The sequence below is a fragment of the Bryocella sp. genome, from assembly GCF_058498515.1.
Map to the genome: position 1 here is coordinate 63,000 of NZ_JBMHYI010000030.1, position 23,973 is coordinate 86,972.

The following is a 23,973-nucleotide window of genomic DNA, read 5'->3' on the forward strand; positions in this document are numbered from 1 at the left end:
TGCTTCTAGCCGGGTGCTACGATACCCGCCATGCGCCTGCGCGAGTACCACTTCTGGGTTTATATCCTGTCGAGCCGTTCCCGGAACCTCTACGTCGGCATGACCAATCGCCTCCTCCGTCGCACGGAGCAACACCGGGAACATCGGATTGGCGCCTTCACCGCACGCTACAATATCGATCGCCTGGTCTACTTCGAATACTTCCAGTACGTCCGCAGCGCGATCGCTCGCGAAAAGGAACTGAAGCATTTCACGCGAGAGGAAAAGATCGCGCTGATCGAGAGAGTCAATCCAACCTGGGACGACCTGTATGTCCGCATGACGACGGAATGGGATGGCAAGCTCGCGAAACTCCAGCAGGCTGGTGCCATCGAGCCAAGCGAGAAGCAGATCCTCTCCGAGGATGACAAACCAGAAAAGCAAGAGCCCTGAGTCTGGGCTCCTTCCGTTGCGGTGCCGTTGCTCTTGCCGTTTCTTGTCGTTGCTCTTCTTTCTGTCATCCTCGGAGAGGATCTGCTTCCCAGTTAGCCTCCCCGTAACCCCCGCAGCAGCGATAAACTCCCCCTATGCGCCAGCTGTTCCTCGCGTCCCTCGCCGCCGTCGCCCTCGCTGCCACTCCGCTTCCCGCCCAACGCGTCTCCGCCGACGGCGCCCCGCAGACCTTCCACTTCCTCTCCGAGCAGTACTTCCACGACATCTACTTCAAGTACTCGCCCACCGCCGGGACCTCCGCCGGCTTCCACGACTACGACACCCAGCTCGAGGACTACTCCGCTGCTGCCGCGAAGAGCGAAGCCGCCGCTCTGCACGCCTTCGAGAAGAAGCTCACCGAGATCGATCCCTCAGCGCTCGATGCCGAGCCTGCCGCCGACTACGCTCTGCTGCTCAACAGCGTGCGCCTCCAGCTGCTGCACCTCGAAGTCATCCGCGACTGGGAGAAGAATCCCGACAACTACTCCTCCGGCGTCACCAACTCCATCTTCGTCATCATGGAGCGCCCGTACGCGCCCGTGAACATCCGCCTGCGCGCTGCCGTCGAGCGTGAAAAGCTTATTCCGCAGGTCTTCGCCGAGGCTCGCAAGAACCTCAAGAACCCGCCCCACATCTACACCGAAATTGCCATCCAGCAGATCGATGGCGACGTCAGCTTCTTCGAGCACGACGTCCCCGAAGCCTTCAAGGACGCCACCGACAAGGCCGACTTCGCCGAATTCCAGACGACCAACGCTGCCGTCATCGCCGCGCTCAAGGACTACGGCGCCTGGCTCAAGTCCGATCTTCTCCCGCGCTCCACCGGAGACTTCCGCTACGGCGTCGACACCTATCGCAAGGCCCTCGCTTATCAGGAGATGGTCGACATTCCCCTCGATCACCTCCTCCAGATCGGTCTCGACGACCTGCACGAGAATCAGGCCGAGTTCGCCCGCGTCGCGAAGGAGATCGATCCCAACAAGACCCCGCAGCAGGAGCTCGCCGAGCTGGCATCCGTGCATCCCGCGCCCGCGAAGCTGATCGACGCCTTCCACGCTGAATTCGCCAGCGAGATCGCCTTCATCCACTCGCACCACATCATCACCATCCCCACCGAGGTCCAGCCCACGCTCGAAGAAACACCGCCCTTCATGCGCGCCACCACGCAGGCCTCCATGGACCCACCAGGTCCTTTCGAGACGCACTCCACCAAGGCTTACTTCAACGTCACGCTCCCAGACCCCAAGTGGAACGCGGCGAAGACCGAGGAGTACATGGCAGCCTTCAACGTCGGCACGCTCGTCTCCACCAGCGTGCATGAGGCCTACCCCGGCCACTACGTCCAGTTCGCCTGGACGCATGACGTGTCCGATCAATCCAAGGTCCGTCTACTCATTGGAGCCGCCACCAACGTCGAAGGCTGGGCTCACTACTGCGAACAGATGATGCTCGACGAAGGCTTCGCGCAGACCGTTGCAAAGGATGATCGCGAAGCCAAGCTCATCAAGCTCGGCCAGCTGCAGGACGCCCTTCTCCGCGACGCTCGCTTCGTCGTCGCCATCCGCATGCACACGGGCATCGGCGGCCCCATGTCCACCGACGAAGCCATCGCATTTTTCGTCAAAGAGGGATATCAGGCGCCCCCTATCGCCGAGGTCGAAACCAAACGCGGCACCTCCGACGCGCTCTACCTCTACTACACTCTCGGCAAGCTCGAGATCCTGAAGCTCCGCGAAGACCTGAAGAAAAAACAGGGCGCAGCGTTCTCGCTGCAGCAGTTCCACGACGACTTCATGCGCGAGGGCACCGTCCCCGTCAGCATCATCCGCAAAACAATGCTGCATGACAGCTCGCCGGTGCTATAACACGGTCTAACACCCCGCCGTTTCTACATCCAGGGGTCCTACAGCATTCAGAGTTGATACGGGTCCTGGGATCATTCGGCTCTAGACTGGTGTACATTGGCGCGGTTCGTCCCATTTCGCGCCCAGGTCGACTGCCATGACGACATGTTCTCGCAGTAGTCGCGCACTCGTCTCGGAGTGAGGTACATCCCGTCACCTTGGATGGAGACCAGCTCCTGTACGATTTCCTTGCTCTGTTCCGTTTCCATTTCTCTTGGAGGTGAATTTGTCCCTGAAAGTTCGAAAAGCGGTCTTCCCGGCAGCCGGCCTTGGCACCCGGTTCCTTCCTGCAACGAAGGCCATGCCGAAGGAGATGCTGCCCCTCGTCGACAAGCCGCTGATCCAGTACGGCGTCGAAGAGGCTGTCGCCGCTGGCTGCGAAGAGATCATCATCATCACCGGCCGCGGCAAGAACGCGATGGAGGACCACTTCGACAAGAGCTTCGAGCTGGAAGCGACCCTCGCCGCGCGTGGCAAGAAACACCTCCTCGAGGTGGCACGTTCGATGTCCAGGCTCGCGAAGATCGTCTACACGCGCCAGCCGGAGGCACTCGGCCTCGGACACGCCGTGCTCATGGCCAAGGAACTCGTCGGCGACGAACCCTTCGCCGTCATCCTCGCCGATGACGTGGTCGACTCCCAGCAGGGCTGTCTCAAGCAGATGGTCGAAGCCTTCAACAAGACCCAGTGCTCCATCATCGGCTCCGAGGTCGTCCCCGGCGCGGCCATCCAGAACTACGGCTGCCTCGACTGCACCCCCGACACCAACGACCCACGCCTCCTGTTGATCAAGGACATGGTGGAGAAGCCGAAGCCCGAGCTCGCACCTAGCCAGAACGCCATCATCGGCCGCTACATCCTTACACCCCGCATCTTCGAGATGCTCGAGACCATCACTCCCGGCGCCGGCGGCGAGCTCCAGCTCACCGACGCCATCAAGGCGCTGCTCCAGTATGAAAAGGTCTACGGCTTCCATTACGAAGGCAAGCGCCACGACGCAGGCGACAAGCTCGGTTGGCTCAAAGCCAACGTCGAGTTCGCCATCAAGCACGCCGACTTCGGTGACAGCTTCCGCGAGTGGCTCCACGAACAGAAGTTCTAGGGCGGCGGCTTCGCCGTTAGCCGCTGCGCGGTGAGTGCTCCGCGTCAGCGCCTTCGGCGTTAGCTCTTCTGGTGAGCTCGTCACCTGTCAGCTCCTGGCGTGACGTTGCGCAGCCAGCACTTTGGCGTCAGAACGCCACCGCGTCGACGCTTTGTCAGGGCGGGGCTTCAGCCCCGCCATTTGACTCCCGTACCACCGGACAAGCTACCGCCGCAGGCGCCAACGCGAAGCGCTAACCCCGCGCAGCGGGCTAACGGCGAAGCCGCTACGTTACCCTATTCCCCATGCGTCGGTTGCACGTTCGCTTCACTCTCGTTGCGTTGGCGTCCGCACTCGCGGCCTCTGCCGCGCCGGCCGTGGCGCAGCATCAGCCCATGCTGCCGGCCGACCGCCAGACCCAGGCCCAGCCGCAGCCCGTCCGCTCGCGGCTCTATCTCAAGAACGGCAGCTACCAGCTCGTCCTCAGCTATAAGGTCAGCGGCAAACTCGTCCTCTACCAAAGCGCCGAGCGCAACGGCGAGACGGAGGAGATCCCCCTCGAACTCGTCGACCTCGTCCGCACCCGGCAATGGCAACGCGACCACGATCCATCTCAGCCGCAGGTCGCAGGCTCTGACGAGGACCAGCATGGCCCCGTGCTCTCTCCGCAGCTCGCGCGCGAGGAAGCCGCCCGCGCTGCGCGCACCCCGCTCGTCGCGCCCAATCTCAAGCTCCCCGCCGAAGTCAGCGTCCTCGTACTGGATACCTTCGAAGGCACGCCCGAGCTGATCCCGCTGGCCCAGCAGGGCAGCGACCTCAACAAGGAAACCGCCCACGCCGTCCTCAAAGGCCCCATCAATCCTTCGTCCGGCGCGCACCGCATCCTTGATCTCAAAGGCCAGTCTTCGGACGTCCAGCTCCACGTCGACGATCCCGCCTTCTTCGTCCGCCTCGGCCAGGACGACGAGCCCGCCGACACCGGTGGCGCCTTCATCGTCGATACCTACGGCGCCGGCGACCGCCCAGTGCCTTCCGGTAGCGCCCTCACCAGTGGCTATGTGCTCGAACGCGTGGAGCCGCGCCAGGACGAGCGTATCGTCGACAGCTTCCGCATCGCGCTGCTTGAAACCGGCCGCCGTCAACCCGACATCATCGAGCTCGACGCTCAGCCCATGCCAGGAGGGAAGTGGCTCAAGCTCACGCCCAGGCAGCGCCTGGAATTCGGCGAGTATGTGCTGATCGAGGTCCTCGACGACCGCAACCTGAACCTGAACGTCTGGGACTTTGGTGTCCACTCCGACGCGAAAGAAAACCTCGAAGCGATTCGCCCCGAAGCCCCCCACACCTCGATCCTCGGCCGCCACTAACCGGCCGGGCACTCCAACATCGGCCCCCAAAAACAAATCGGCCCCGCCACAAGCTCCGCAACTGCGGGCTAAGGCGAGGCCGTTCTCTGGAGGAGGTAAAGCTTACGACTTCTTCAGGTCAATCGATACGGTGACGTTCGACGCGACAGCCATGCCGCCCTGCTTCGCAGGCTCGAACGTGTACTGCTGCACAGCCTCGATCGCGCGGCGGTCCACGGCGTTGCCGGCCGAGCGGACGATCGCCAGATTGGTGGGCTTGCCGCTCGCGTCGACGGTCACACGAACCACAACCACAGCGTGCGTCGCTTCAGCGCGCATGTCGGCCAGCGAGAGCGTGATCGGCACCGAGCGGATCAGCTTGGGGGACGTGCTCAGCGAGCCGGTCGCGCTAAACGCGGACTGATCGCCGTTCTGCTTTACTACAGTCTGGACGACGGGAACCATCAGGCTGCTCGCATCCAGGGTCGCCTTCGCCGGGGCAGGTGCACCCATCGCGCCAGTCGGCGCAGCGAGCATCACGTGCGGCAGGTGAAGCATCGCAACCATCGGGTTCGCCGCGGTCGGGGCCTGAGCGGAGGCCAGGGCTGGGATCAGGGCAAGAGCGGAAGCAAGGATTCGACGCATCGTGTTGTCTCCTAAATGTTGAACTGTGTCCGTCATCAACATATCCCGCCAGCAAAACGATTGTCAATAAAAATGTGCGACGAAGATCATAATTTTTCCAGTCCACCCGGTACCCCGCGCCGAAAGCGGCTTGTCTCGCCCTTGAAAATGAGCGCTGTTCGCCGGGGTGATCGGTAATCGGCTATTTTCGAAGCGCCCCGAAAATCTGCCCAAAAATGGTGCAAGCGCAGCCCGCCTCCGTTTGCGCCCTTCGGAGTGCAGCAGGGCATCGTGCTGAGGCAAACCATTGCCCCAAACAACAACACGCCCCTCAGGGCGTGTTCTCTGCAGCTTCTGGATTTCGTGGGGCGTTTGCGGCAGCCTTAACTGTGCCGCGAGGTCTTCGGCGGAGGCATCGGCATCGGCTTGGTGGTGTCCGCCACGGCCACGCAGTCGCGGCCCTGGGCCTTCGCCACGTACATCATCGTGTCCGCCGCGCGGATGATGCCATGCAGATCCCCGCCGTCCTGTGGGAAGGTCGCGAGTCCAAAGCTTGCGGTCAGCTTCAGCGTCATCGCCGCCCCGGTAAGGAAGTTGGTCGCATTCAGCGTTTCGCGCAGTTTGTGGGCCAGCTCCGTGGCCTCCGGCTTGTCGAGCCCTCGCAGCAGCAGCACAAACTCATCGCCGCCGTAGCGGAAGCCTGCATGGTCCGGCCCCAGGCAGCGCTTGATCACGCTGCCCACCTCTGCTAGCAGGCGTGAGCCCACCAGGTGGCCATGCGTATCGTTCACGCTCTTGAAGCGGTCGAGATCGAAGAACACCAGGCTGAAGTGCGGGTTGATGGGGATGATATTGGGGTCCGTCGCCGCCGCAATCTCCTGCTCCAGCAGCGTGTACAGATAGCGCGCGTTGAACAGCCCCGTGCAGTCGTCCGTGATCGAAAGGTGATGGATCAACTTCACCTGCCGCGCGTTCTCCAGCCCAATCGCCGCATAGTCGCACAGCACCCGCAGGAAGCTGATGGCGTTGTCCGGCAGGCGGTCCAGGTGGCTGTTGTTCAGCTGCAACACGCCCAGCGTGCGAGCGCCGTGCCGGATCGGAAGACACGCAATCGAGTGCAGGTTCAGCTCAGGATGCGCCGCCGCAAACCGCGCCCAGTTCGCATCTTTGGAGATATCCGGAACCACCAGCGCATTGCCGCTGGCGGCCACCCAGCCCGCGATCCCCTGGCCCTTCGCGATGCGCACCCCGCGGAACTGCGAGTCATCCACGCCCACGCTGAGAGCGTAGTAAAGCTCCTCGGTCTCCTCGTCCACCATCATGAGCGACCACTGCTCCGGGCCGAAGAAATCCTCCATCTGGCTCATGATCGCGCGCAGAAGAGGCTCCAGCTCCAGGTTCGAGGTCAGCGCCCGCGCCACGTCATGGAACACCTTCAGGTGATCCAGCTGGCGATGTTGATCGACCGCCTCGACCTTCCGCTTATCGCGCAAGCCCATCCCCTGCCCCGTCAAGGGGCCTGGCGATGCGACAGACTGCACCGGACCCGAAGCCCGAGATGGGAAAAACGGTCGAAGTTTTTGGAGCATAGCCAAAGGATTGCGTCTTTGTTCGCTCTATCGGCAACAGCTCTGCGGGTGGCGAGGAAGAGAGTGATTCCCGAAACAGGATAGCGGAGACCCGTTGCGAAACAACAACTAGCCGCCAATCTGAACCATGCTGCGCACTGGTTTCAGAAATCCAGGCTCGCCGATGTGATGCCGTTCTTCCTTGCCCCGCACCACCGAGCGCACCCACAGGCGCAACTCCTCGTCGCTCATTCCTGCCCGCATCTGGGCCAGCAGGTCATGGTCGAAGGTCGAAAACAGGCACGTCCGCAACTTGCCATCGGCCGTCAGCCGCAGCCGGCTGCAGTGGTTGCAGAACGGATGCGACACCGGAGCAATGATCCCGATCTCAACGCCCGCAAAAGCCCCGTCCGCAAAGCCAAACCGCCGCGCCGTCTCTGACGCATGCGTCGGCGTCAGCGGTGTCAGTTTGCCCATCGCGCCCAGCCGCGCCACGATCTCGTCCATCGGTACCACCGTCTCCGGCGACCACGCCTTGGAGTCTGCGATCCCCGGGGAAGGAGCTTCTTCCAGCGGCATGAACTCGATAAAGCGGAGGATCACCTGCTCCCGCCGCGCAAACTCCACGAAGCCCTCGATCTGGCTGTCGTTATAGCCGCGCAGCAGAACACAGTTCACCTTCACCGGACCCAGCCCCGCATCCTGCGCCGCGCGAATGCCCGCGATCACCTTCTCAAACGCCCCCGGAACCCGCGTGACGCGTGTAAAGGTCTCCGGATCGACCGCATCGAGGCTCACCGTGACTCGCGTCAGGCCCGCTTCGGCCAACGGCTTGGCCAGCTTCGCCAGCCCAAAGCCATTGGTCGTCAGCGCCAAGTCCAGCCTGTCTCCGGAGATCGTGCGCAGCCGGCCAATCGCGGCCACCAGGTCGACCAGTCCCTCGCGCAGCAGAGGTTCGCCGCCGGTAAGCCGTACCTTCTCAATTCCAAGGGAGACGAAGATCCGCGTCAGCCGCTCGTAGTCGGCCAACGGCAGTTCCATCCCGGCCGGTTCGCCCTGCCCGGTCCGGCAGTAAAGACACCGGAAGTTACACCGTCCCGTCACCGAAACCCGCAAATCCGTCAGCCGGCGGCCATGCCCGTCAATCAGCATAGGCTCACCCCCGGGCGCAAAGGCGGCAGGCAGCGATGGAGCGACGATCGGAAGCAGGGAAGAAGACATAAGGAAAAGGTCCGCGAACTGGCTAGCTCATAGATAGGACGCCGAAACGACGCCGCGGAAGCAGACTTATCGTAGCTCCCGGATTGCGCCGTCACAACCAACCGGAAAGACGGACAGACCGCAGTTAGTTCCTGCCCATATCGGACACGGTAAGACAAATATTTCTTCAGCCCGCCTGACTTTTGACCCCGCAAAAACTCCCTGTGGCATAATTTGATCGTATTCGCTGACAGGACAAACGTGCACGCCAGATTGGCGTCTATGTCTACTGCCTCTAAGGCAGTAGAACGCGGGCGGTACCTTGGTCTATCCGCCACCAATTCGAGTCGCTGGAGCTTCCATACTGATGGCAACTCACAACCCGTTCTCGCTCAGCCTGCAGGAACAGGCGATCCCGATCCTGGCGATCGTCCTTTGTCTCGGTGTGGCGTTTCTTCTCCTCAAGTGGGTCGCCAGCCGCCGTCACCGCGCCCTTCAGCGTGAGCGCGAAGGTGTGGATGAGGCCAGCTTCTCCCACCAGATGCAGATGCAGGGCTTCGATCCCGTTATCGCACGCTCCACCTTCCGCTATCTCCAGGAGGTGCAGAAGGTGCCCTTCCCGATCCTGCCCGCCGACGACCTCGACACCGATCTTGGGCTCGATTCCGAGGACATTCAGCAAACCTTGCGGGATCTCACGTCAGCCCTCGGCCGCCGCCTCAACGCGATCCTTCTGCACAAGCCCCTCATCACCGTCGAAGATCTCGTCCGCGTCCTGCAGGCCTCACCCCGCGCCGATATGGAAGCTGGAAACGAAGCCGTAGCATAACAAAAGCGACCGCTGGGTACCGCACGTCTCAAAACGAAAAACCCTCCCAGCCATAGCAGCGGGAGGGTTTCGTGTCTGCTCTCGACAGCCGGCTGCCTCTCAGGCCTGCCAACTGTCTACTGTCTAATCTCTAGCTGCCTGGCGCCCTAAATCCCGACTCCGCATTCCACGTCGGTCATCGGATCGCCCGCATGCGCATACGCGTCATACGGCGTGCGCCGGTTGAACTTGTAGCGCTCCCGCAGCTCTCGTCCTACGACGACTCCCAGGGCCAGCGCCGTCACGCCAGCCGATACCCAGCCAATACTCCGCAACATGGTGCGCCTCTTCCTCGAGCGACGTCCCGTGACAGCCTTCATGTTCAGCGAACGACCGTACCTCATGGCTTGCATGATAGCGCAGGCAGATGTCGGTTGGCGTGTGCCCGTCTACAACCCCAGGCGGGAGTTGCGCGAGGGTTAACAGCCAGTCATTCTCCGTCCCGAAACGTGCGCTCTCCCTTTCAAAAATTCAACCCGGTCGCCTTCGACCACAAGACGGGACTGCCGGTTGGATGCATCTTGGACTGGCGGCGAAGTGTATACGTGATCTGCAGGATCCCGGATTCGATGCGCTCCACAACGGCCTCGCATCCTCATCCGTTCAACCCGTGCAGCCCGCCCCCTGCCTTACGATCCAGCCTTGGTTCCCGTTGAGGGACTTGAGGAAGACGAAGAACTGGCAGCAGAGCTCGCCGTCGATCCTGAGCCCGACGAATTCGAAGCCGCACTCGAGCCCGAAGACGCCGGAGCGCTCGACGAGGAGTCCGAGCTCGCCCCCGAACCGCCCCCCGAGTCGCCCGATCCTGACGTCCCCGAAGCTCCCTCGCTGTTGCCGCTCGAGGCAGGCTTCGCCGAAGCGTACCCATCCTTGTACCATCCGCCTCCCTTGAACGACACGGCCGCCGCCGTCACCGTTCGTTCCAGCGCGCCGCCGCAGTGAGGGCAAACGGTCAGCTCCGGATCGGAGAACTTCTGGATCTTTTCAATTCGCCGGGAACACTGCCGGCACTCGTACTCATACAGAGGCATGGGGTCTCGCTGTTCCTTTGCCCGCGCAGGCTTCCGGAAGATCCGGAAAGCCGCAGGCGCAATCGTTGGGCGCACGCGTTGCGCGTCGGCGCCTTCGTCAAGGATACGATGCGCAACCCTGTACCTCGTTTCGCAACGCCCGATCGCCCGCGCTACGTTCACGCCAAACGGCCCAAAATAGCCGTAAACTTCAGCCTTCCTTCCAGGATGTCGCATGCAGAGCTATCAAAAAGTTTTGTGCCCCCGTGAATCTTCCGTCATCTGCCGCCCGTCACTACCTCTACGTGGCACGAGACATTCGTCACGGCGCACGGCGAAGATTCCTTGCAACTTCTCCGCCCTCTGCGGTTTTGCATCAAACAGGTTTCGGGCGCAGAGACATCGAATTGTGCCTCGGGATTTTAAGACCTTAGTCCATGGGTCCATGACGGAGCAGATTCCATGAAGAAGTTTTCCTCGATCGTTTTGGCGCTGTTTATCGGGTTCTGCCTGCTGGTCGCGACGGACCACAAGGCCTACGGCTATGTTGACCCCGGAACAGGCATGCTCGCGCTCCAGAGTGTAGCCTCCATGGCTGCCGCCGCCGGCTACTTCATGCGTCGCCGCATCAAGTCCCTCTTCACCCGTAAGGACACGACGGAGACCGCCCCCAAGGCGCCCGAACGCGTGGTCCTTCCCGTTCGCGCAACCCGCGACGACTCCGCCAACGCCGCATGAGCCTCAGCGGGCTTCGGCCTACCTTTCGCGATCCCGCCGGATCGCTCTCTCTGACAGAAGACTTCGCAATGCGCACGATCCATCCAGGATCGCGCGACGCCGTGCTGTCGTTCCTTTCCTCGCCCTTCTACCAGGAAGCCGTAGCCCGTGGCGAGATCTCCGCGACCACGATCGAAAATCCTGACGCCGCCGGCCCCGACGCCCCGCTGATCCTCAAGCATCCCCGCATCGCCATCCCCACCTACCCCTGGGAGTGGACGCCCTCGCAGTGGCTCGCCGCCGCTGAGCTCACGCTCGCGCTCGGCCAGCGCGCCCTCGCCGCCGGTTTGATCCTCAAGGATGCCACTCCGCTCAACATCCTCTTCGACGGCCCCAACCCCGTCCTCGTCGATGTCCTCAGCTTCGATCCCTTCGACCCTCTTGCGCCCGGCAACGCCACCTGGCTGGCGTACGGCCAGTACATGCGAACGTTCCTCTTGCCGCTCCTCGCCCAGCGCCTCCTCGGCTGGCCGCTCGAGCTTTCGCAGCTCCGCCGCGACGGCTACGAAGCCAGCGAGATCTACGCCGCCCTCAGCTGGCCCCAGCGCCTCTCGCCCTCCGCACTTTGGCCCATCTCCATGCCCTTCTGGCTGGAGCGCAAAGGCAACGAAGACGCCGCACAGGGCAAGGCTGCTAGGAAGACGCTCGACCCCGAGGCCGCTACCCACGTCCTCACCCGCCTCATGCAGTCGCTCGGCAAACGCACCCGCGCCGCGGCCGGCAGCCACGGCGTCTCCGAGTGGAGCGAGTACACCGGAACCCTTACCCACTACACCGCCGAGCAGGCCGAAGCCAAGCGCGCGTGGGTCGAACAGCAGCTTGCGGCACTCAAGCCCCGCCGCGCTCTCGATATCGGCGCCAACACCGGAGACTTCTCCGCGCTCGCCGCCTCGCACGGCGCGCAGGTCATCTCGCTCGAGCGCGATGCCACCGCCGCCGACCGCATCTACCAGCGCAGCCTCGCGCAGAAGCTCGACATCCAGACCATCCACGCCGACCTCTCCCGTCCCACACCGGCGCTCGGCTGGGAGAATCAGGAATCGCTCGCGCTGCTCCCCCGCCTCGCCGGCCAGTTCGACCTCGTGATGATGCTCGCGGTCATCCATCACCTCATCCTCATGGAGCAGATCCCCCTCCGCGCCATCGTGGAACTCGCGTCGCGCCTCACGAGCCGCCATCTGATCGTGGAATGGGTCCCCGTCGAAGACCCCATGTTCCAAAGCCTCATGCGCGGCCGCACCGACCTCTACGCCCATCTCCATGAGCGCGACCTCCTCGCCGCCTGTGAAGGCCTCTTCCGCGTCAGGGACGAGCATCGTCTCACCAACGGCCGCGTCTTGTTTCTTCTAGAGAGCCTCTGAACGATCGCGCTTGTCAGGGCGGGACTTCAGTCCCGCCACAACTGTAGGGCCGACGACGCGGCTTCGGCCGCTGAGGGAATGCTCGGACTGATCAAATGTTCCATGCAACGAATCGACGAGCGAATCGGCGAGACAATCAAGGCATGAGCAGCGCCCAACTCGTCCCGCGCATCCCTCTTGTGACGGGATCCCGCGCATGATCAAGAAGTTCTCCCAGTGCCTCGGCCTGGCCTCTCTCATCCTGGTAATGAACTACGGCGACCTCCTCGGCGGAGGCTCGGACGTTCGCATGCACGTCCCCTATCGCCTCACCGCCATCTGCCTCGCCCAGATCGCCGACATCCTGCTCGTCGCGCTCTTCCTCTTCGCCGTTATCGGCCCGCTCTCCCGCACCCGCTTCGAGCCTTGGGTCAAGCTCATCGTCGCCATCGTCATCCCCCCGTACCTGGTCGAGCGCACCCGCCAGCTCTATCCCTGGGACATGACCGGCAGCATGATCGCCCTCTTTGGCGTCATCTGGGCAGCCTTCGTCCTGCTCATGCTGCTGCGTTTCCGCCGCCGCTACCACCAGATCATGCAGCTCGGCGAGTTCGCCAGCATCGTCCTCGCCATCTTCGCGGTCGGCTCCATCGTGCAGCTGCTCTTCGTCATCGTCTGGAAGCCCGCGCCGCATCAACACACCGTCGCCTGGGCCACCACACCGCAGCCGCCCCGCCAGCACAAGCGCCTCGTCTGGATCATCTTCGATGAGCTCAGCTACGACCAGGTCTTCGAGCATCGCGCCCACAACCTCGCGCTGCCCAACTTCGACGCCCTCCGCGCCCAGTCCACCGTCTTCTCCAACGTCGAGCCCATCGGCCTCCGCACCGTCAAAATCGTGCCGTCACTCCTCAGCGGTCACAGCATCGACGACTTCCGCTTCAGCTACGTCAACACCCTTCACGTCCACTACACCGGCGTCCACGGCTGGCATCGCCTCGATGGCGAAAAGACCGTCTTCAACGACGCACAAAAGGCCGGCTGGCGGACAGGAGCCGTCGGTTGGTACAACCCCTACTGCACCATCTACGGCGCGCAGATCGACGACTGCTACTGGAACAATCTCGACATGGTCGATGGCCCCATGTCTCCCACCGCCAGCTTCGGCCGCAATATGTTCACGCCCATCGCCGCCGTCGTACGCGAGATCGACTCGCTCGATCGCGCCGACCGCGACCACTGCACCTTCGACGTCCGCACCCGCCTCAAGACCTATCTCGATCTCCGCGCGAAGACGATGGAGAAGCTTCAGGATGACCAATCCGACTTCATCTTCATCCACCTGCCTGTCCCGCATAGCCCCAACATCTGGTCGCGCATCAAGGACGATTACACCGAGTGGTGCGACTCCAGCTATCTCGATAACCTCGCCCTCGCCGACCGCACCCTCGGCGAGATGATGCAAGTCGTCGAAGGCTCGCCCCGCTGGAAAGACACCACCGTCATCGTCGAAGGCGACCACAGCTGGCGCACCATGATCTGGAGCTCGCAGCCCTCCTGGACTGAAGAGGACGACGCCGCCAGCCGCGACACCTTCGACCCCCGCCCCGCCGTCATCATCCACCAGGCCGGCCAAACCAAACCGCAGCTTCACCCCGAAAAATGGGACCTCCTCAAAATCCACGACGTGGTGGAACAAGTCCTCCACGGCGACAAGGTCACCTACTAGAAGCAAGCAAGAACGGGTGCCCCAGGATGCCGAACAGGAGCACGACACTCGGGGCCCGTAAGAACCGGGTGCCCCATATCTCGAAGAGATGTGGGCCGGCAACGACCTCATCGTCACGAGCACGAATCACGATCTATAGTGGCTCCCATGAACGCCCTCCGCGCTCTTGTGCTCTCCGCGCTGCTCGTCGCGAACTCCGCCCACGCACAGAAAGACCTAGTCGCCACCCCCACCGCACCCATGGGCTGGAACAGCTGGGACGCCTACGGCCTCACCATCACCGAGCAGCAGTTCCGCGACAACGTCAAAGTCCTCCACGAAAAGCTCCAGCCCTTCGGCTACAACTACGCCGTCATCGATGAGGGCTGGTTCTTCTTCAATCCCGAAGACCGCGAGACGCCCGACACCCTCCACTACGCGCTCGATCCATATGGTCGCTACGTCCCCGTCCCCGAGCGCTTCCCATCCGCCACCCCACCACCGGTTCGTCCGCTCGCAGGACGAGGGGCGCACCCCATCTACAAACTCCGCGTCGACATCCTCAACACCACCTTCAAACCCCTCGCCGACTGGGTCCACGCGCAGGGCCTACTCTTCGGCATCCACATCGTCCGCGGCATCCCCCGCGCCTCCGTCGAGCGCCATCTCCGCATCGCCAACTCAAATTTCACCACCTCCGAAGCCGCCGACACCACCGACGCCTGCCCCTGGGACCCCACCAACTGGGGCGTCAAGGACACCCCCGCCGGACGGGCCTGGTACGACTCCCTCATCTCGCAGTACGCCGCCTGGGGCGTCGACCTCCTCAAGGTCGACTGCATCTCCGACCACCCCTACAAGGCCGACGAGATCCGCATGATCCGCCGCGCCATCGACAAAGCTGGTCGCCCGATGGTCCTCTCGCTCTCGCCCGGCCCCACCAACCCCTCCCACGCGCAGGAAGTCGCCAGCCTCGCAACCCAGTGGCGCGTCTCCGACGACGTCTGGGACGTCTGGCAGCCCGCGATCGGCAAAGACGGCAAGCTCCCCGATCCCGACAAGACCTGGCCGCAATCGATCAAAGGCCAGTTCGACCGCGCCACCCAGTGGGCCACTCTCGATCTCCCTCCCGGCCACTATCCCGACCTCGACATGCTCCCCTTCGGTGAGCTCCGCCCCGCACCCGGCTGGGGCACCCCACGCACCTCCCGCCTCACCCTCGACGAGAAGCGAACCCAGCTCACACTCTGGGCCATGATGCGCAGCCCCCTCATCCTCGGCGCCAACCTCACCCAACTCGACGACGAAACCCTGAAGCTCCTCACCAATCCCGCACTCATAGCCCTTGACCAATACGGAGCCGGCGGAGGCCGCATCGAACCCCCGCTTGAGAAGTATGACGAGCACCTGCCCAAACCCATCCCGGGGCTACAGGTCTGGGGATCAACGTTAACAGCCACGGGCGGCCCGGACACCCATTGCGTTGCCCTCTTCAATCTCAGTGACGCTCCCGTCCACGTCTCCCATAGCCTTGCCGACCTCAACCTCGTTCGCAACGCTCATCGCCAGAAATCCGCCGCTGTAGCCGACGTCTGGAACCAGCGCGAACTGGGCGTCATCGACCACATCGACACCACCATTCCACCCCACGGAGTCGTGCTGCTGATGAGCCGCTGACCGCAGTTCCTCATACACTCGTCATTCCGAGCGCAGTGAGGAACCCCTGTATTCCTCCGCAGCGGCGATGACCCGGGCTCACTCGCGATGATCAATGGGGAAGCCAGGCGTGACGTAATCAAGCCCCAGGCGCATGAACTGGTAACTGGGATCTGGTAACTCGCAGCTCGCAACTCGCAACTCGCAACTCATACCGCATACCGCATACCGCATCCCGCCTTACCGCATCCCGCCTTACCGCGACGCACGAGTCCCATGCCACCGTCGCAGCACTCGATCCACCACCCGCGGCCTGTTGAGCTGGGTGCATTGTCCTGGTGCCAACCACGAGTCTCCAGCCGGCAGCGTCGCCGCAAACTGCGCGAGTTGCCTCTCCAGAACCCTGCGATCCGCCGCCGGCGTCGCATAGAAAATCACGCAATCCCTCGCCGAGCTCGAATAGAACAAATCCTCCGAAAGCGATCCAAGCTCCGTCCACGACGCAGGCACGGCCCCCAGCCCCTCAAAGCTCCTGTAACGCATCACCAGGCCAAGATGATGTTCCGCAACCATCTGTTCTTCCCACGCCGAGGTCTGCCGCCGCTCCCGAGCCGCCTCCACCGAACCCAGCCCAATCAGGTCGAATACATATTGATCCGGAGCCTTGTCATAAGCCACCCAGCCCAGATCATTCACTGCCGCATTCGCCGGATCAATCTCCCGCAGGAATCTCCCCATCTGAAATTGCTGCAGATAAATCGACTGCGAGCACGCCGGAATCACCGCCAGCGCCTTATACGATTGCAGCCCCAGCACAACAAGAAACGCCGCCAGTAGCGCCGGACTGCCTCCAGTGCGCCTCGTTCCCACCGCAGCCAGCGCCACGCACGCCGCAAAGCTCACCACATAAGTCTCATACCGATGCGCCAATCCAAACCGGCCAATCAGCAGGTGCATCAGCGCTGCCAGCGTAACTCCTGCGAGTATCATCCGCCGCGATTTGTCCTGCTCAGTAACTCCAAGATAGCCGAGCACCGTAACAACCAGCAGCAGCACCATCCGGTCGAATTCCGTGAACGTCCTCCGTATCGCCTCCAGCGGTAACTCCCACAGCAGGTGTAAGCCGGTGATACCTTGTCCCGCCCCACCCTTCACCATCACCGAGAGCGGAAGCAGCGGCAGCCCCAGGTGATGAAGGTAAGCGGAAAACAGCACTAACGGCGCGACAGACAGCGCCAGCAGCCCCGCGGCCTGGGCTCTTCGCCCACGCGCCCAAAGCGCAATCGCAACCGCAAGAGTAATACCCACATCCTCGTACCGGATCATCGGCGCGACAAGCGCCGCAACAAGACACCACGCCGGAACCGGCCGATCCGCATAACTCCGAATCACCGCAAACGCACACGCCAGGCAAACAGTTACCTGCAGCGTATGTTCCATGCCCGTAAAAGTAAGTCCCACCAGGTTAGCGACAAAGATAGCCAGCACGACCAGCGCGCACTTCCATCGCATGCTGAATCGAGAAGGAAGCTCCTCCACAATCATCCCGAGGACCCACACCCCGCCCAGCCCCGCGCCCACGTTCAGCGCCAGCGCCCACCACGGCATCGCCGCTGTCCTCCCGAACACCGCCAGCAGGTACGGCCACAGTATGCTCGACGACGGCGAAGAAGCCTCGCCGAGGTTGATCCCATAGTGCCCATGGGCGATCCCGCGCGCCAGCGCCATGTGGATCATCGGATCGTCCAGCGTGAACACCAGGTGGCCCTGCGTCACATGCAGCATCAGGCCTAGCGCCGCCACGCAGCAGACCAGATACACACCCATCCCCGTCAGCGCAGATCTTCGTGAAAAAGAGGCTGGCACCACGCCGCGGGGCTCCATCATTCAGTGATCGCTAGGGAACTGGGCGAAGTCTACCATGGCCTCCGTCCCCCGCCCGGCACCCACCTTCGCCAAACCATCGCCCCCTTGCAGTATCCTCAAGAGCAAATGTCCTCCGGCTTCAACCCGAACGCTCCCTTTGGCGGCAACCCAGCCGGCAAGAAGAAGCTCGACCTCGGCGCCCACTCTTCCACATCCGAGCGCTTAGTCTCCGCCGCCCCCGTCGACGATGACGACGCCGTCGAGCTCAAGCTCCGCCCCCAGCGCCTCGCCGAGTTCATCGGCCAGACCAAAGCCAAACAGCAGCTCCAGATCGCCCTCGAAGCCGCCCGCACCCGCGGCGACGCCCTCGACCACGTCCTCCTCTTCGGCCCTCCCGGCCTCGGCAAAACCACCCTCGCCACCATCATCGCCAACGAGCTCAACGTCGGCTTCCAGCAAACGTCTGGTCCCGCCTTACAAATTCAAGGCGATCTGACAGCCATCCTCACCAATCTCCGCGAGAATCAGGTCCTCTTCCTCGATGAGATCCACCGCCTCCAGGCCGTCCTCGAAGAAAAGCTCTACACCGCGCTCGAGGACTACCAGATGGACATCATCATCGGCCAGGGCCCCTCCGCGCGCACCCACACCCTCGAGCTCAAGCCCTTCACCCTCGTCGGCGCAACAACACGCCCGGGCCTCTTGACCTCTCCGCTGCGCGCCCGCTTCGGCATCCTCCTGCGCCTCGAGTTCTACACCGAGGACGAGTTACGCTTCATCGTCGAACGCTCCGCCGAGGTGTTAGGCGTCCCCATCGATCACGACGGCGCCGCCGAGATCGCCATCCGCTCCCGAGGCACACCAAGAATCGCCAACCGCCTGTTACGTCGAGTAAGAGACTACGCCCAGGTCCGAGCCCAGGGCATTATCGACCGCGCCACCGCCATGGCCGCCTTAGAGATGTTAGAAGTGGACGCCCACGGCTTCGACGAGTTAGACCGCCGCTTACTCCGCACCATCATCGAAAAATACGACGGAGGCCCCGTAGGCCTCAACACCCTGGCCGCCGCCCTGGCCGAAGAGCAGGACGCATTAGAAGAAGTCTACGAACCCTTCCTGATCCAGATAGGCTTCCTGGACCGAACCCCCAGAGGCCGCGTAGCTACACGACTAGCCTACGAACACCTGGGCATAGAAATGCCCCGGAAGCCAACACTGTTTGGATAGCGGGCCGTCGCCATAGCGTCCCACGAGATTTTTGTTTCGCACCCGGAACCCATCAGTTGAGCTCAACTCGGTATTTAGCAGAGACCCAAATATGACGCCGTTTTCGTTTAGAAACAGACGCGAACAGACCTTCGTGGATGAAGACTTTCCATCGACTGCGCGAATCGGCCTGCTGCATATCATCGCAAGCGCCATAGACGGGGACTATGTCGACTCTTGGGCGGCAGCTGCGCAGGAGCTGGCTAGAATCCATCGGGTTCCTCGCCGTGAATACAGCGTCTCCTCAGTCCAGAGTATTGCTACAGCGAGGGACGACGCCGCCTCTTTCTTGAACAAACTGGAGTGGGCCAAAGCGTACGACTTTTGCGAACGCCTATATAACGACCTAGCCCAAAGTGGGGTCACATGGCGCAAGGAGGTAGCAGTGAGCTTCACTCTTGAAGACTCACGAGAGCACATCGGCAAAGAGCTTGAACGTCTCTTCCAAGAGGAGTGCCTTGCGTATGAGTTTAAGGATGGGATGGTTCAACGAAGGGGACAACGCCACACAATGAGTCAAGTGGCCGGAGCCCAGGAATCCCTACAGGACCCCAGGCTGAATGCAGCTCGAAAGCATTTCTCAAAGGCTCTCCGATATTTCCGCGACCGGATTAATCAGGATTTCGAGAACGCAATCAAAGAGTCTGTTTGCGCGGTCGAGGCCGCAGCTAAGGAACTCTTCCCGGCAGCTAAAGCGACAACGCTTGGCGATTTTGCCAAATGGGCGAGCGGGAACGGTAATTTGTTGCCCAAGACGATCAGCAACACGATAAGTGATATCTATGCATTCCGGAACAGTGGCGACGGGATAGCGCATGGTGCGGCATCGGGTGGCGCGGCCAATGCGGAACTTGCCGAATACGTGTTAGCAGTCTCCGCATCTCAAATAATTTTGCTTTCAAGCGTAGCGAGCCCTCCCGACGAGCCTCCATTCTAAGAATGTTGTCCACCACCCACTCTCTGGGTAGCGACTAGGGCATCTCCGGCCCACCACAAACCGGGTGCCCCACATCTCGAAGAGATGTGGGTTCGCAGGATGTCTCATTCAAAACCCCCATGTTAGGCTTCCTCCCATGCCAGACGGCCTGGAGAGACGTTACGGCGACGGCGACCACCACTTCGTCACGTTCTCCTGTCACGAACGGCGACCGTATCTCGCGACCCCGCACGCAAGAGATACCTTCCTCACATCCCTCGAAAAGACCCGTCAGAAATACGGCTTCACCGTCGACGCTTACGTGGTCATGCCCGAACACGTTCATCTCCTCCTCAGCGAGCCCAAAGAGAAGGACCTCTCCGTAGTGCTGCAGGCGCTCAAGGTCTCGGTCACCCGCAACCTCAAGCCGCGTCCATTCTGGTCGCACCGCTTCTATGACTTCAACGTCTTCTCCGCTAGGAAGCAGCTCGAGAAGCGCCGCTACATCCACCGCAATCCGCTTCTCCGCGGTCTCGTCGCACATCCCAAAGACTGGCCGTGGTCCAGTTATCGTCATTGGGCCAATGGAGAGAAGGGAATCGTCGAGGTCGAGTCCAACTGGACCTTCGCCGAACGAATGCAGCGCGAGATGAATCCCCAGTCATCCTGCTAACCCACATCTCTTCGAGATATGGGGCACCCGGCCGCTGAGGTCGAAACAATCGGGTGCCCCGGGTCCCTCGCACTTGGGGACCCGGGCCGCCACGGAACTCCCCGGACGACCACAACCCGGAAGCGCCCGGTTCAACTTGGCCATCCAGCCTCGCCCACCCCGGAACGAACGACAGGTTGCCGAAATCCCCATCCCAACTCTCTACAATGGAATCAAGCTCCAGCACGCTTGTCTTCTGGCCCCTAAGCCCTTGGCCCTGTTTTAAGGTCCGGACCTAAAGCCTCTGCTTTGAACACTTGCGAAAAATGCGGGGGGGGGGGGAGGGGGTACCTACCGGGCAGCCCCTGAGGTGCCGCCACCGCTACATCCCCTCCGACGCCCCCTGCATCGCATCGACCCCGACCGCGTCGTCGCGCAGCCAGCCGGCCACCGTCTGGTTTTTCCCATTTCTCTTGGCCACGTACAGCAGCTCATCCGCGGCGCGAATCGACTCCTCCAGCGCCTCGCCCGCCTCCGCCTCCACCACCCCGAAGCTGGCCGTAATTGTCCGCTCCAGCAGCTCGCCGCTCCCGAATTGCGTGCACGCGATCTCGTTGCGCAGTCTCTCCGCCAGCGCGAACACCTCGTTGCGGCCGGGATGCGCCAGCAGCACCGCAAACTCCTCTCCCCCCAGCCGCGCCGCCCCGTCCGTAGCGCGGATATTCGAAGAGAGCACCGCCGCCACCTGGGTAAGAACCCGGTCCCCCGCATCGTGCCCATAGACATCATTTACCGACTTGAAATTGTCGATGTCCAGCACGATGACGCAGCGCAACCGCGCTCTCTTCAACGCCCTGCCCTCTGCAAACTCCCGGAAGCCCCGGCGGTTATAGAGCCCGGTCAGCGGGTCGGTGTTGGCATTGCGATGCAGGATCGCGACGATGTCCGACACCACCGCAATCGCGTACACCAGGCCCAGCGCCACCGTGAAGAGGATGAACGAGAAGTTCAGCCAGATCCAGAACGGCGAACGCACCACCATGTCGCGATCAGGATGGCTGCCGACATATCCCACGGTCAACAGCGTGCGCGGAAAGAACTGGAGCGCAAAAATCAGCAGCACCCAGAACAGCGTCCTGTCGATCGCGCCGCGGACTGTCTTCGCGATTCGCAGCGCAGCCACCAGCAGCAACAGGCCAAACCCGAAGTTCATCACGTAGACGCGTGCATCCAGGTTCCGCTGCCCGTAGTAAAACCAAGCCGTCGCCGCCACGATGGCCGCCGCCGCTCCGAAATTCAGCAGGTAGTTCGGCCGAAGCTGGAGCCTCCGCAGCGTCGCATCGGCGAACAGCACCGTGGCCATCGCGTAGAACATGCAGCTGATCACGGCGTTCTGGCCGTTGTCCTGCGGGAAATGCAGGATCTGCAGCAGGATCGCGATGCTGAACAGCAGGAACGACCCCGCCATCCAGAGCAGCCACGACAGCCGCCGCCAGCGGCTCCAGAAACCCAGGAACATTGCGGAGAACAGCAGCGCAATCAGCGGGGTCGTTAGCGTCAGCAGCCGGATCTCCGTGGTGGGCGAAAGATGGCTGATGGCTGGACCTCCGGGAATCGACGTATCGATTCTAGAGTCTTTTCACGCCGCCACTCTGCTTCGCCCGCTGGGGACAAACTCACGCTCACCGCGAACGACGGTGCCCAGCCAATAGCTCGCCGAATCCGATGTCTTACCCTCCTTTTGGCGCTCGGATTGCTTGCAAGAAACGGGAGGGAAGCCTTTCTCTAAGAATCGGCTTCCCCATGCCGTATCAAGTCGAGAAGGGGGAAGGTCATGCACGTACACGGAATTCATCTCAATCCGAATTTGCAACTCAACCAGAGTCTCTCCCCGCAGCAGGTGGCTGCCGAGAAGAGAGCGGCGGAAGTCCGCAGAAAGCTGAGACTTGCAGCGTCGGACGCTGAATCCATCTCCGATGAATACGTTCCTGGACAGCAGGAGCGTGGAGAGCAGGGAGGCCAGCAGGACGAGAACGAAACGGCCGACAACGCTTCTCAGAAAGAGGAGACGCCGGAATCCGAACCCGAGGCTCGCCAGATTTCCAGTTGGGCCTGAAGCTGTCTCCCCGCATCGCTCGGCTTACCAGCGGCCTCGGCGCTGAAGCGCCTCGCACGCCATTGGCATACTTTATGTCGAGACTCTCTACAATGGAACCAGGCCCCCGCATCATCCGAAACCCAGAGCTCTCCGCCGGCGCACCTGATCCTGATCCCTAACTCCTGATCCCCGTCCTGAAGTCCGCCCCGAAAGTCTTTCCTTCGAAGACTTTGCGCAAAATGGGGGGAGGGGGGACCCATCCGTGCGCCGTGCCCGGATTTGGCTCCCCACCCTCCCACGGGAGACACTATTCCTCGGAGCCCAAAACGTTCGTGGCCGAATCTTCCTCCCTCTTCCACCGGATCTTCCGAGCCTTCCGTTACCGCGACTTCCGCATCATGTGGCTTGGCGCGTGCGTCTCCACCATCGGGACCTTCGTCCAGCAGTTTGCGCAGAGCTGGCTGGTTTACGACCTCACCAAGGATCCGTTCTACCTCGGCCTCGATCTCTTTCTTGGTCAGCTGCCGATCATGCTCTTCTCGCTCTTCGGCGGCGTCTTCGCCGACCGGCTCGACCGCAAGAAGATGCTGCTCGCCTCGCAGTACATCCAGATGACCTGCGCCTTCATCCTGGCCGCGCTCTTCGCCACGCACAGCCTCCATGGTCATATCTGGCCGATTCTGCTGCTCTCCTTCGTCGTCGGCGTCGGCCAGTCCTTCGGCGGACCGGCCTACTCGGCGCTGCTGCCCACGCTGGTCGATCCCGAAGACCTCACCAACGCCATTTCGATGAACTCCATCCAGTTCAACCTCGCGCGGCTCATCGGGCCCACGCTCGGCGGCCTCGCTTACACGGCGTTCGGCGCGACCTGGTGCTTCGCGCTCAATGGCGTCTCGTTCATCGCGGTCATCATCTCGCTGCTGGTCATCCGCGTGAAGTTCGTCGCCCCCAAGACGCACGTGTCGGTGATGAAGAGCATGAAGGAAGGCATCCTCTTCATCAAGGATCGCGAAGGCCTCTCGTCGCTGGTGCTGCTCGCCTTCTGCACCACACTCTTCGGCTTCTCGCTCACCGGCTTTCTGCCTGTCATCGTGCGAACCACGTTCCATCGCGGCCCCGGAACCTATGAGCTCCTGCTCGTATTCTCCGGCGCCGGCTCCATCTGCGGCGCACTCGGGGTTGCGGCCATCGAGAAGCTCAAGGGGCAGCGGCGTCTCGCCCTGCTCGGCATGATCGCGCTCGGCCTCACCACCGCAGGCTTCGCCATGTCGAAGTGGCTGCCGCTCTCCTGCTTCCTCATCTTCCTTACCGGGATGGCCGTCATGGCCTCGGCCTCGCTGCTGCTCTCCGTCGTCCAGCTCACCGTGGACGACTCCATGCGTGGCCGCGTGATGAGCGTCTACAACATCGCCATCCGCGCCGGTATCCCGCTCGGCGCGCTGCTGCTCGGCAAGCTGATCCCCGTCCTCGGCATTCCTATCGCCATCTCAGGATTCGGCCTGAGTCTGGTAGGCATCGCCGCCTGGTTCCTCATCCTCAAGGCTAAGGTCCCCACCGCCCAGCAAGCCGCGTAACTCGGCGTGCGCTATATCTCATACCCGCACAATTCCGGGTGCCCCCTA

General features: G+C 62.3%; 20 protein-coding genes. 13 read left to right on the forward strand and 7 right to left on the reverse strand.

The window, feature by feature from the left end:
• Positions 1-30: 30 nt before the first annotated feature.
• The 4 genes from AC5E6W_RS08875 (at position 31) to AC5E6W_RS08890 (ending at position 4,823) form a co-directional block, all read left to right on the forward strand.
• Positions 31-432, forward strand: coding sequence for a GIY-YIG nuclease family protein (locus AC5E6W_RS08875; protein WP_491751923.1), 402 nt, complete (start codon positions 31-33; stop codon positions 430-432).
• 134 nt (positions 433-566) lie between these two features.
• The gene (locus AC5E6W_RS08880; protein WP_491751924.1) at positions 567-2,336 is read left to right on the forward strand and encodes a DUF885 domain-containing protein; all 1,770 of its coding nucleotides are present in this window, start codon (positions 567-569) and stop codon (positions 2,334-2,336) included.
• Between the two features lie 265 nt (positions 2,337-2,601).
• On the forward strand, positions 2,602-3,477 hold the full coding sequence (galU, locus tag AC5E6W_RS08885; RefSeq protein WP_491751925.1) for a UTP--glucose-1-phosphate uridylyltransferase GalU: 876 nt from the start codon (positions 2,602-2,604) through the stop codon (positions 3,475-3,477).
• A 284-nt stretch (positions 3,478-3,761) separates the two neighbouring features.
• Positions 3,762-4,823, forward strand: a complete 1,062-nt coding sequence (locus AC5E6W_RS08890; protein ID WP_491751926.1) for a hypothetical protein — start codon at positions 3,762-3,764, stop codon at positions 4,821-4,823.
• A gap of 102 nt (positions 4,824-4,925) precedes the next feature.
• Here the strand turns inward: AC5E6W_RS08890 and AC5E6W_RS08895 are convergent, their stop codons facing one another.
• The 3 genes from AC5E6W_RS08895 to moaA all read right to left on the reverse strand — a co-directional run bounded on the left by AC5E6W_RS08895 (position 4,926) and on the right by moaA (position 8,215).
• Complete coding sequence (locus AC5E6W_RS08895) at positions 4,926-5,447, reverse strand: energy transducer TonB (RefSeq protein WP_491751927.1); 522 nt, start codon at positions 5,445-5,447, stop codon at positions 4,926-4,928.
• Positions 5,448-5,809: 362 nt separating this feature from the next.
• Complete coding sequence (locus AC5E6W_RS08900) at positions 5,810-6,919, reverse strand: GGDEF domain-containing protein (RefSeq protein WP_491751928.1); 1,110 nt, start codon at positions 6,917-6,919, stop codon at positions 5,810-5,812.
• A 204-nt stretch (positions 6,920-7,123) separates the two neighbouring features.
• Entirely contained in the window at positions 7,124-8,215 is a 1,092-nt protein-coding gene (moaA, locus tag AC5E6W_RS08905) for a GTP 3',8-cyclase MoaA (RefSeq protein ID WP_491751929.1), read from the reverse strand.
• Between the two features lie 346 nt (positions 8,216-8,561).
• Here moaA and AC5E6W_RS08910 point away from each other — a divergent pair, with 346 nt between their 5' ends.
• Positions 8,562-9,023 carry a hypothetical protein gene (locus tag AC5E6W_RS08910; RefSeq protein WP_491751930.1) on the forward strand — a complete coding sequence of 154 codons (462 nt, stop codon included), beginning with the start codon at positions 8,562-8,564 and terminating at the stop codon, positions 9,021-9,023.
• A 146-nt stretch (positions 9,024-9,169) separates the two neighbouring features.
• Here AC5E6W_RS08910 and AC5E6W_RS08915 read toward each other — a convergent pair whose 3' ends face one another.
• Both AC5E6W_RS08915 and AC5E6W_RS08920 read right to left on the reverse strand, forming a co-directional pair.
• Positions 9,170-9,340, reverse strand: coding sequence for a hypothetical protein (locus AC5E6W_RS08915; protein WP_491751931.1), 171 nt, complete (start codon positions 9,338-9,340; stop codon positions 9,170-9,172).
• 351 nt (positions 9,341-9,691) lie between these two features.
• Positions 9,692-10,309, reverse strand: a complete 618-nt coding sequence (locus AC5E6W_RS08920) for an FmdB family zinc ribbon protein (protein ID WP_491751932.1) — start codon at positions 10,307-10,309, stop codon at positions 9,692-9,694.
• Between the two features lie 225 nt (positions 10,310-10,534).
• Between AC5E6W_RS08920 and AC5E6W_RS08925 the strand changes: the two genes are divergently transcribed.
• The 4 genes from AC5E6W_RS08925 (at position 10,535) to AC5E6W_RS08940 (ending at position 15,574) form a co-directional block, all read left to right on the forward strand.
• Positions 10,535-10,810 (forward strand): hypothetical protein, encoded by a 276-nt coding sequence (locus AC5E6W_RS08925; protein ID WP_491751933.1) that lies wholly within the window; start codon positions 10,535-10,537, stop codon positions 10,808-10,810.
• 68 nt (positions 10,811-10,878) lie between these two features.
• Complete coding sequence (locus AC5E6W_RS08930; protein WP_491751934.1) at positions 10,879-12,210, forward strand: class I SAM-dependent methyltransferase; 1,332 nt, start codon at positions 10,879-10,881, stop codon at positions 12,208-12,210.
• A 196-nt stretch (positions 12,211-12,406) separates the two neighbouring features.
• Positions 12,407-13,918 carry a sulfatase-like hydrolase/transferase gene (locus AC5E6W_RS08935; RefSeq protein WP_491751935.1) on the forward strand — a complete coding sequence of 504 codons (1,512 nt, stop codon included), beginning with the start codon at positions 12,407-12,409 and terminating at the stop codon, positions 13,916-13,918.
• 147 nt (positions 13,919-14,065) lie between these two features.
• Positions 14,066-15,574, forward strand: coding sequence for a glycoside hydrolase family 27 protein (locus AC5E6W_RS08940; protein ID WP_491751936.1), 1,509 nt, complete (start codon positions 14,066-14,068; stop codon positions 15,572-15,574).
• A 234-nt stretch (positions 15,575-15,808) separates the two neighbouring features.
• Here the strand turns inward: AC5E6W_RS08940 and AC5E6W_RS08945 are convergent, their stop codons facing one another.
• Positions 15,809-17,419 (reverse strand): DUF8728 domain-containing protein, encoded by a 1,611-nt coding sequence (locus tag AC5E6W_RS08945; protein ID WP_491751937.1) that lies wholly within the window; start codon positions 17,417-17,419, stop codon positions 15,809-15,811.
• A gap of 126 nt (positions 17,420-17,545) precedes the next feature.
• On the opposite strand from AC5E6W_RS08945, the gene ruvB reads away from it, so the two are divergent.
• From ruvB to AC5E6W_RS08960, 3 genes are all read left to right on the forward strand, one after another.
• Positions 17,546-18,646, forward strand: coding sequence for a Holliday junction branch migration DNA helicase RuvB (ruvB, locus tag AC5E6W_RS08950; protein WP_491751938.1), 1,101 nt, complete (start codon positions 17,546-17,548; stop codon positions 18,644-18,646).
• 91 nt (positions 18,647-18,737) lie between these two features.
• Positions 18,738-19,622, forward strand: coding sequence for an AbiJ-NTD4 domain-containing protein (locus AC5E6W_RS08955; RefSeq protein WP_491751939.1), 885 nt, complete (start codon positions 18,738-18,740; stop codon positions 19,620-19,622).
• A 136-nt stretch (positions 19,623-19,758) separates the two neighbouring features.
• A complete protein-coding gene (locus AC5E6W_RS08960; RefSeq protein ID WP_491751940.1) occupies positions 19,759-20,274 on the forward strand; it encodes an REP-associated tyrosine transposase in 516 nt (171 codons plus the stop codon).
• 361 nt (positions 20,275-20,635) lie between these two features.
• Here AC5E6W_RS08960 and AC5E6W_RS08965 read toward each other — a convergent pair whose 3' ends face one another.
• On the reverse strand, positions 20,636-21,772 hold the full coding sequence (locus AC5E6W_RS08965; RefSeq protein WP_491751941.1) for a GGDEF domain-containing protein: 1,137 nt from the start codon (positions 21,770-21,772) through the stop codon (positions 20,636-20,638).
• Between the two features lie 848 nt (positions 21,773-22,620).
• On the opposite strand from AC5E6W_RS08965, the gene AC5E6W_RS08970 reads away from it, so the two are divergent.
• Complete coding sequence (locus AC5E6W_RS08970; protein ID WP_491751942.1) at positions 22,621-23,925, forward strand: MFS transporter; 1,305 nt, start codon at positions 22,621-22,623, stop codon at positions 23,923-23,925.
• Positions 23,926-23,973 lie beyond the last annotated feature (48 nt).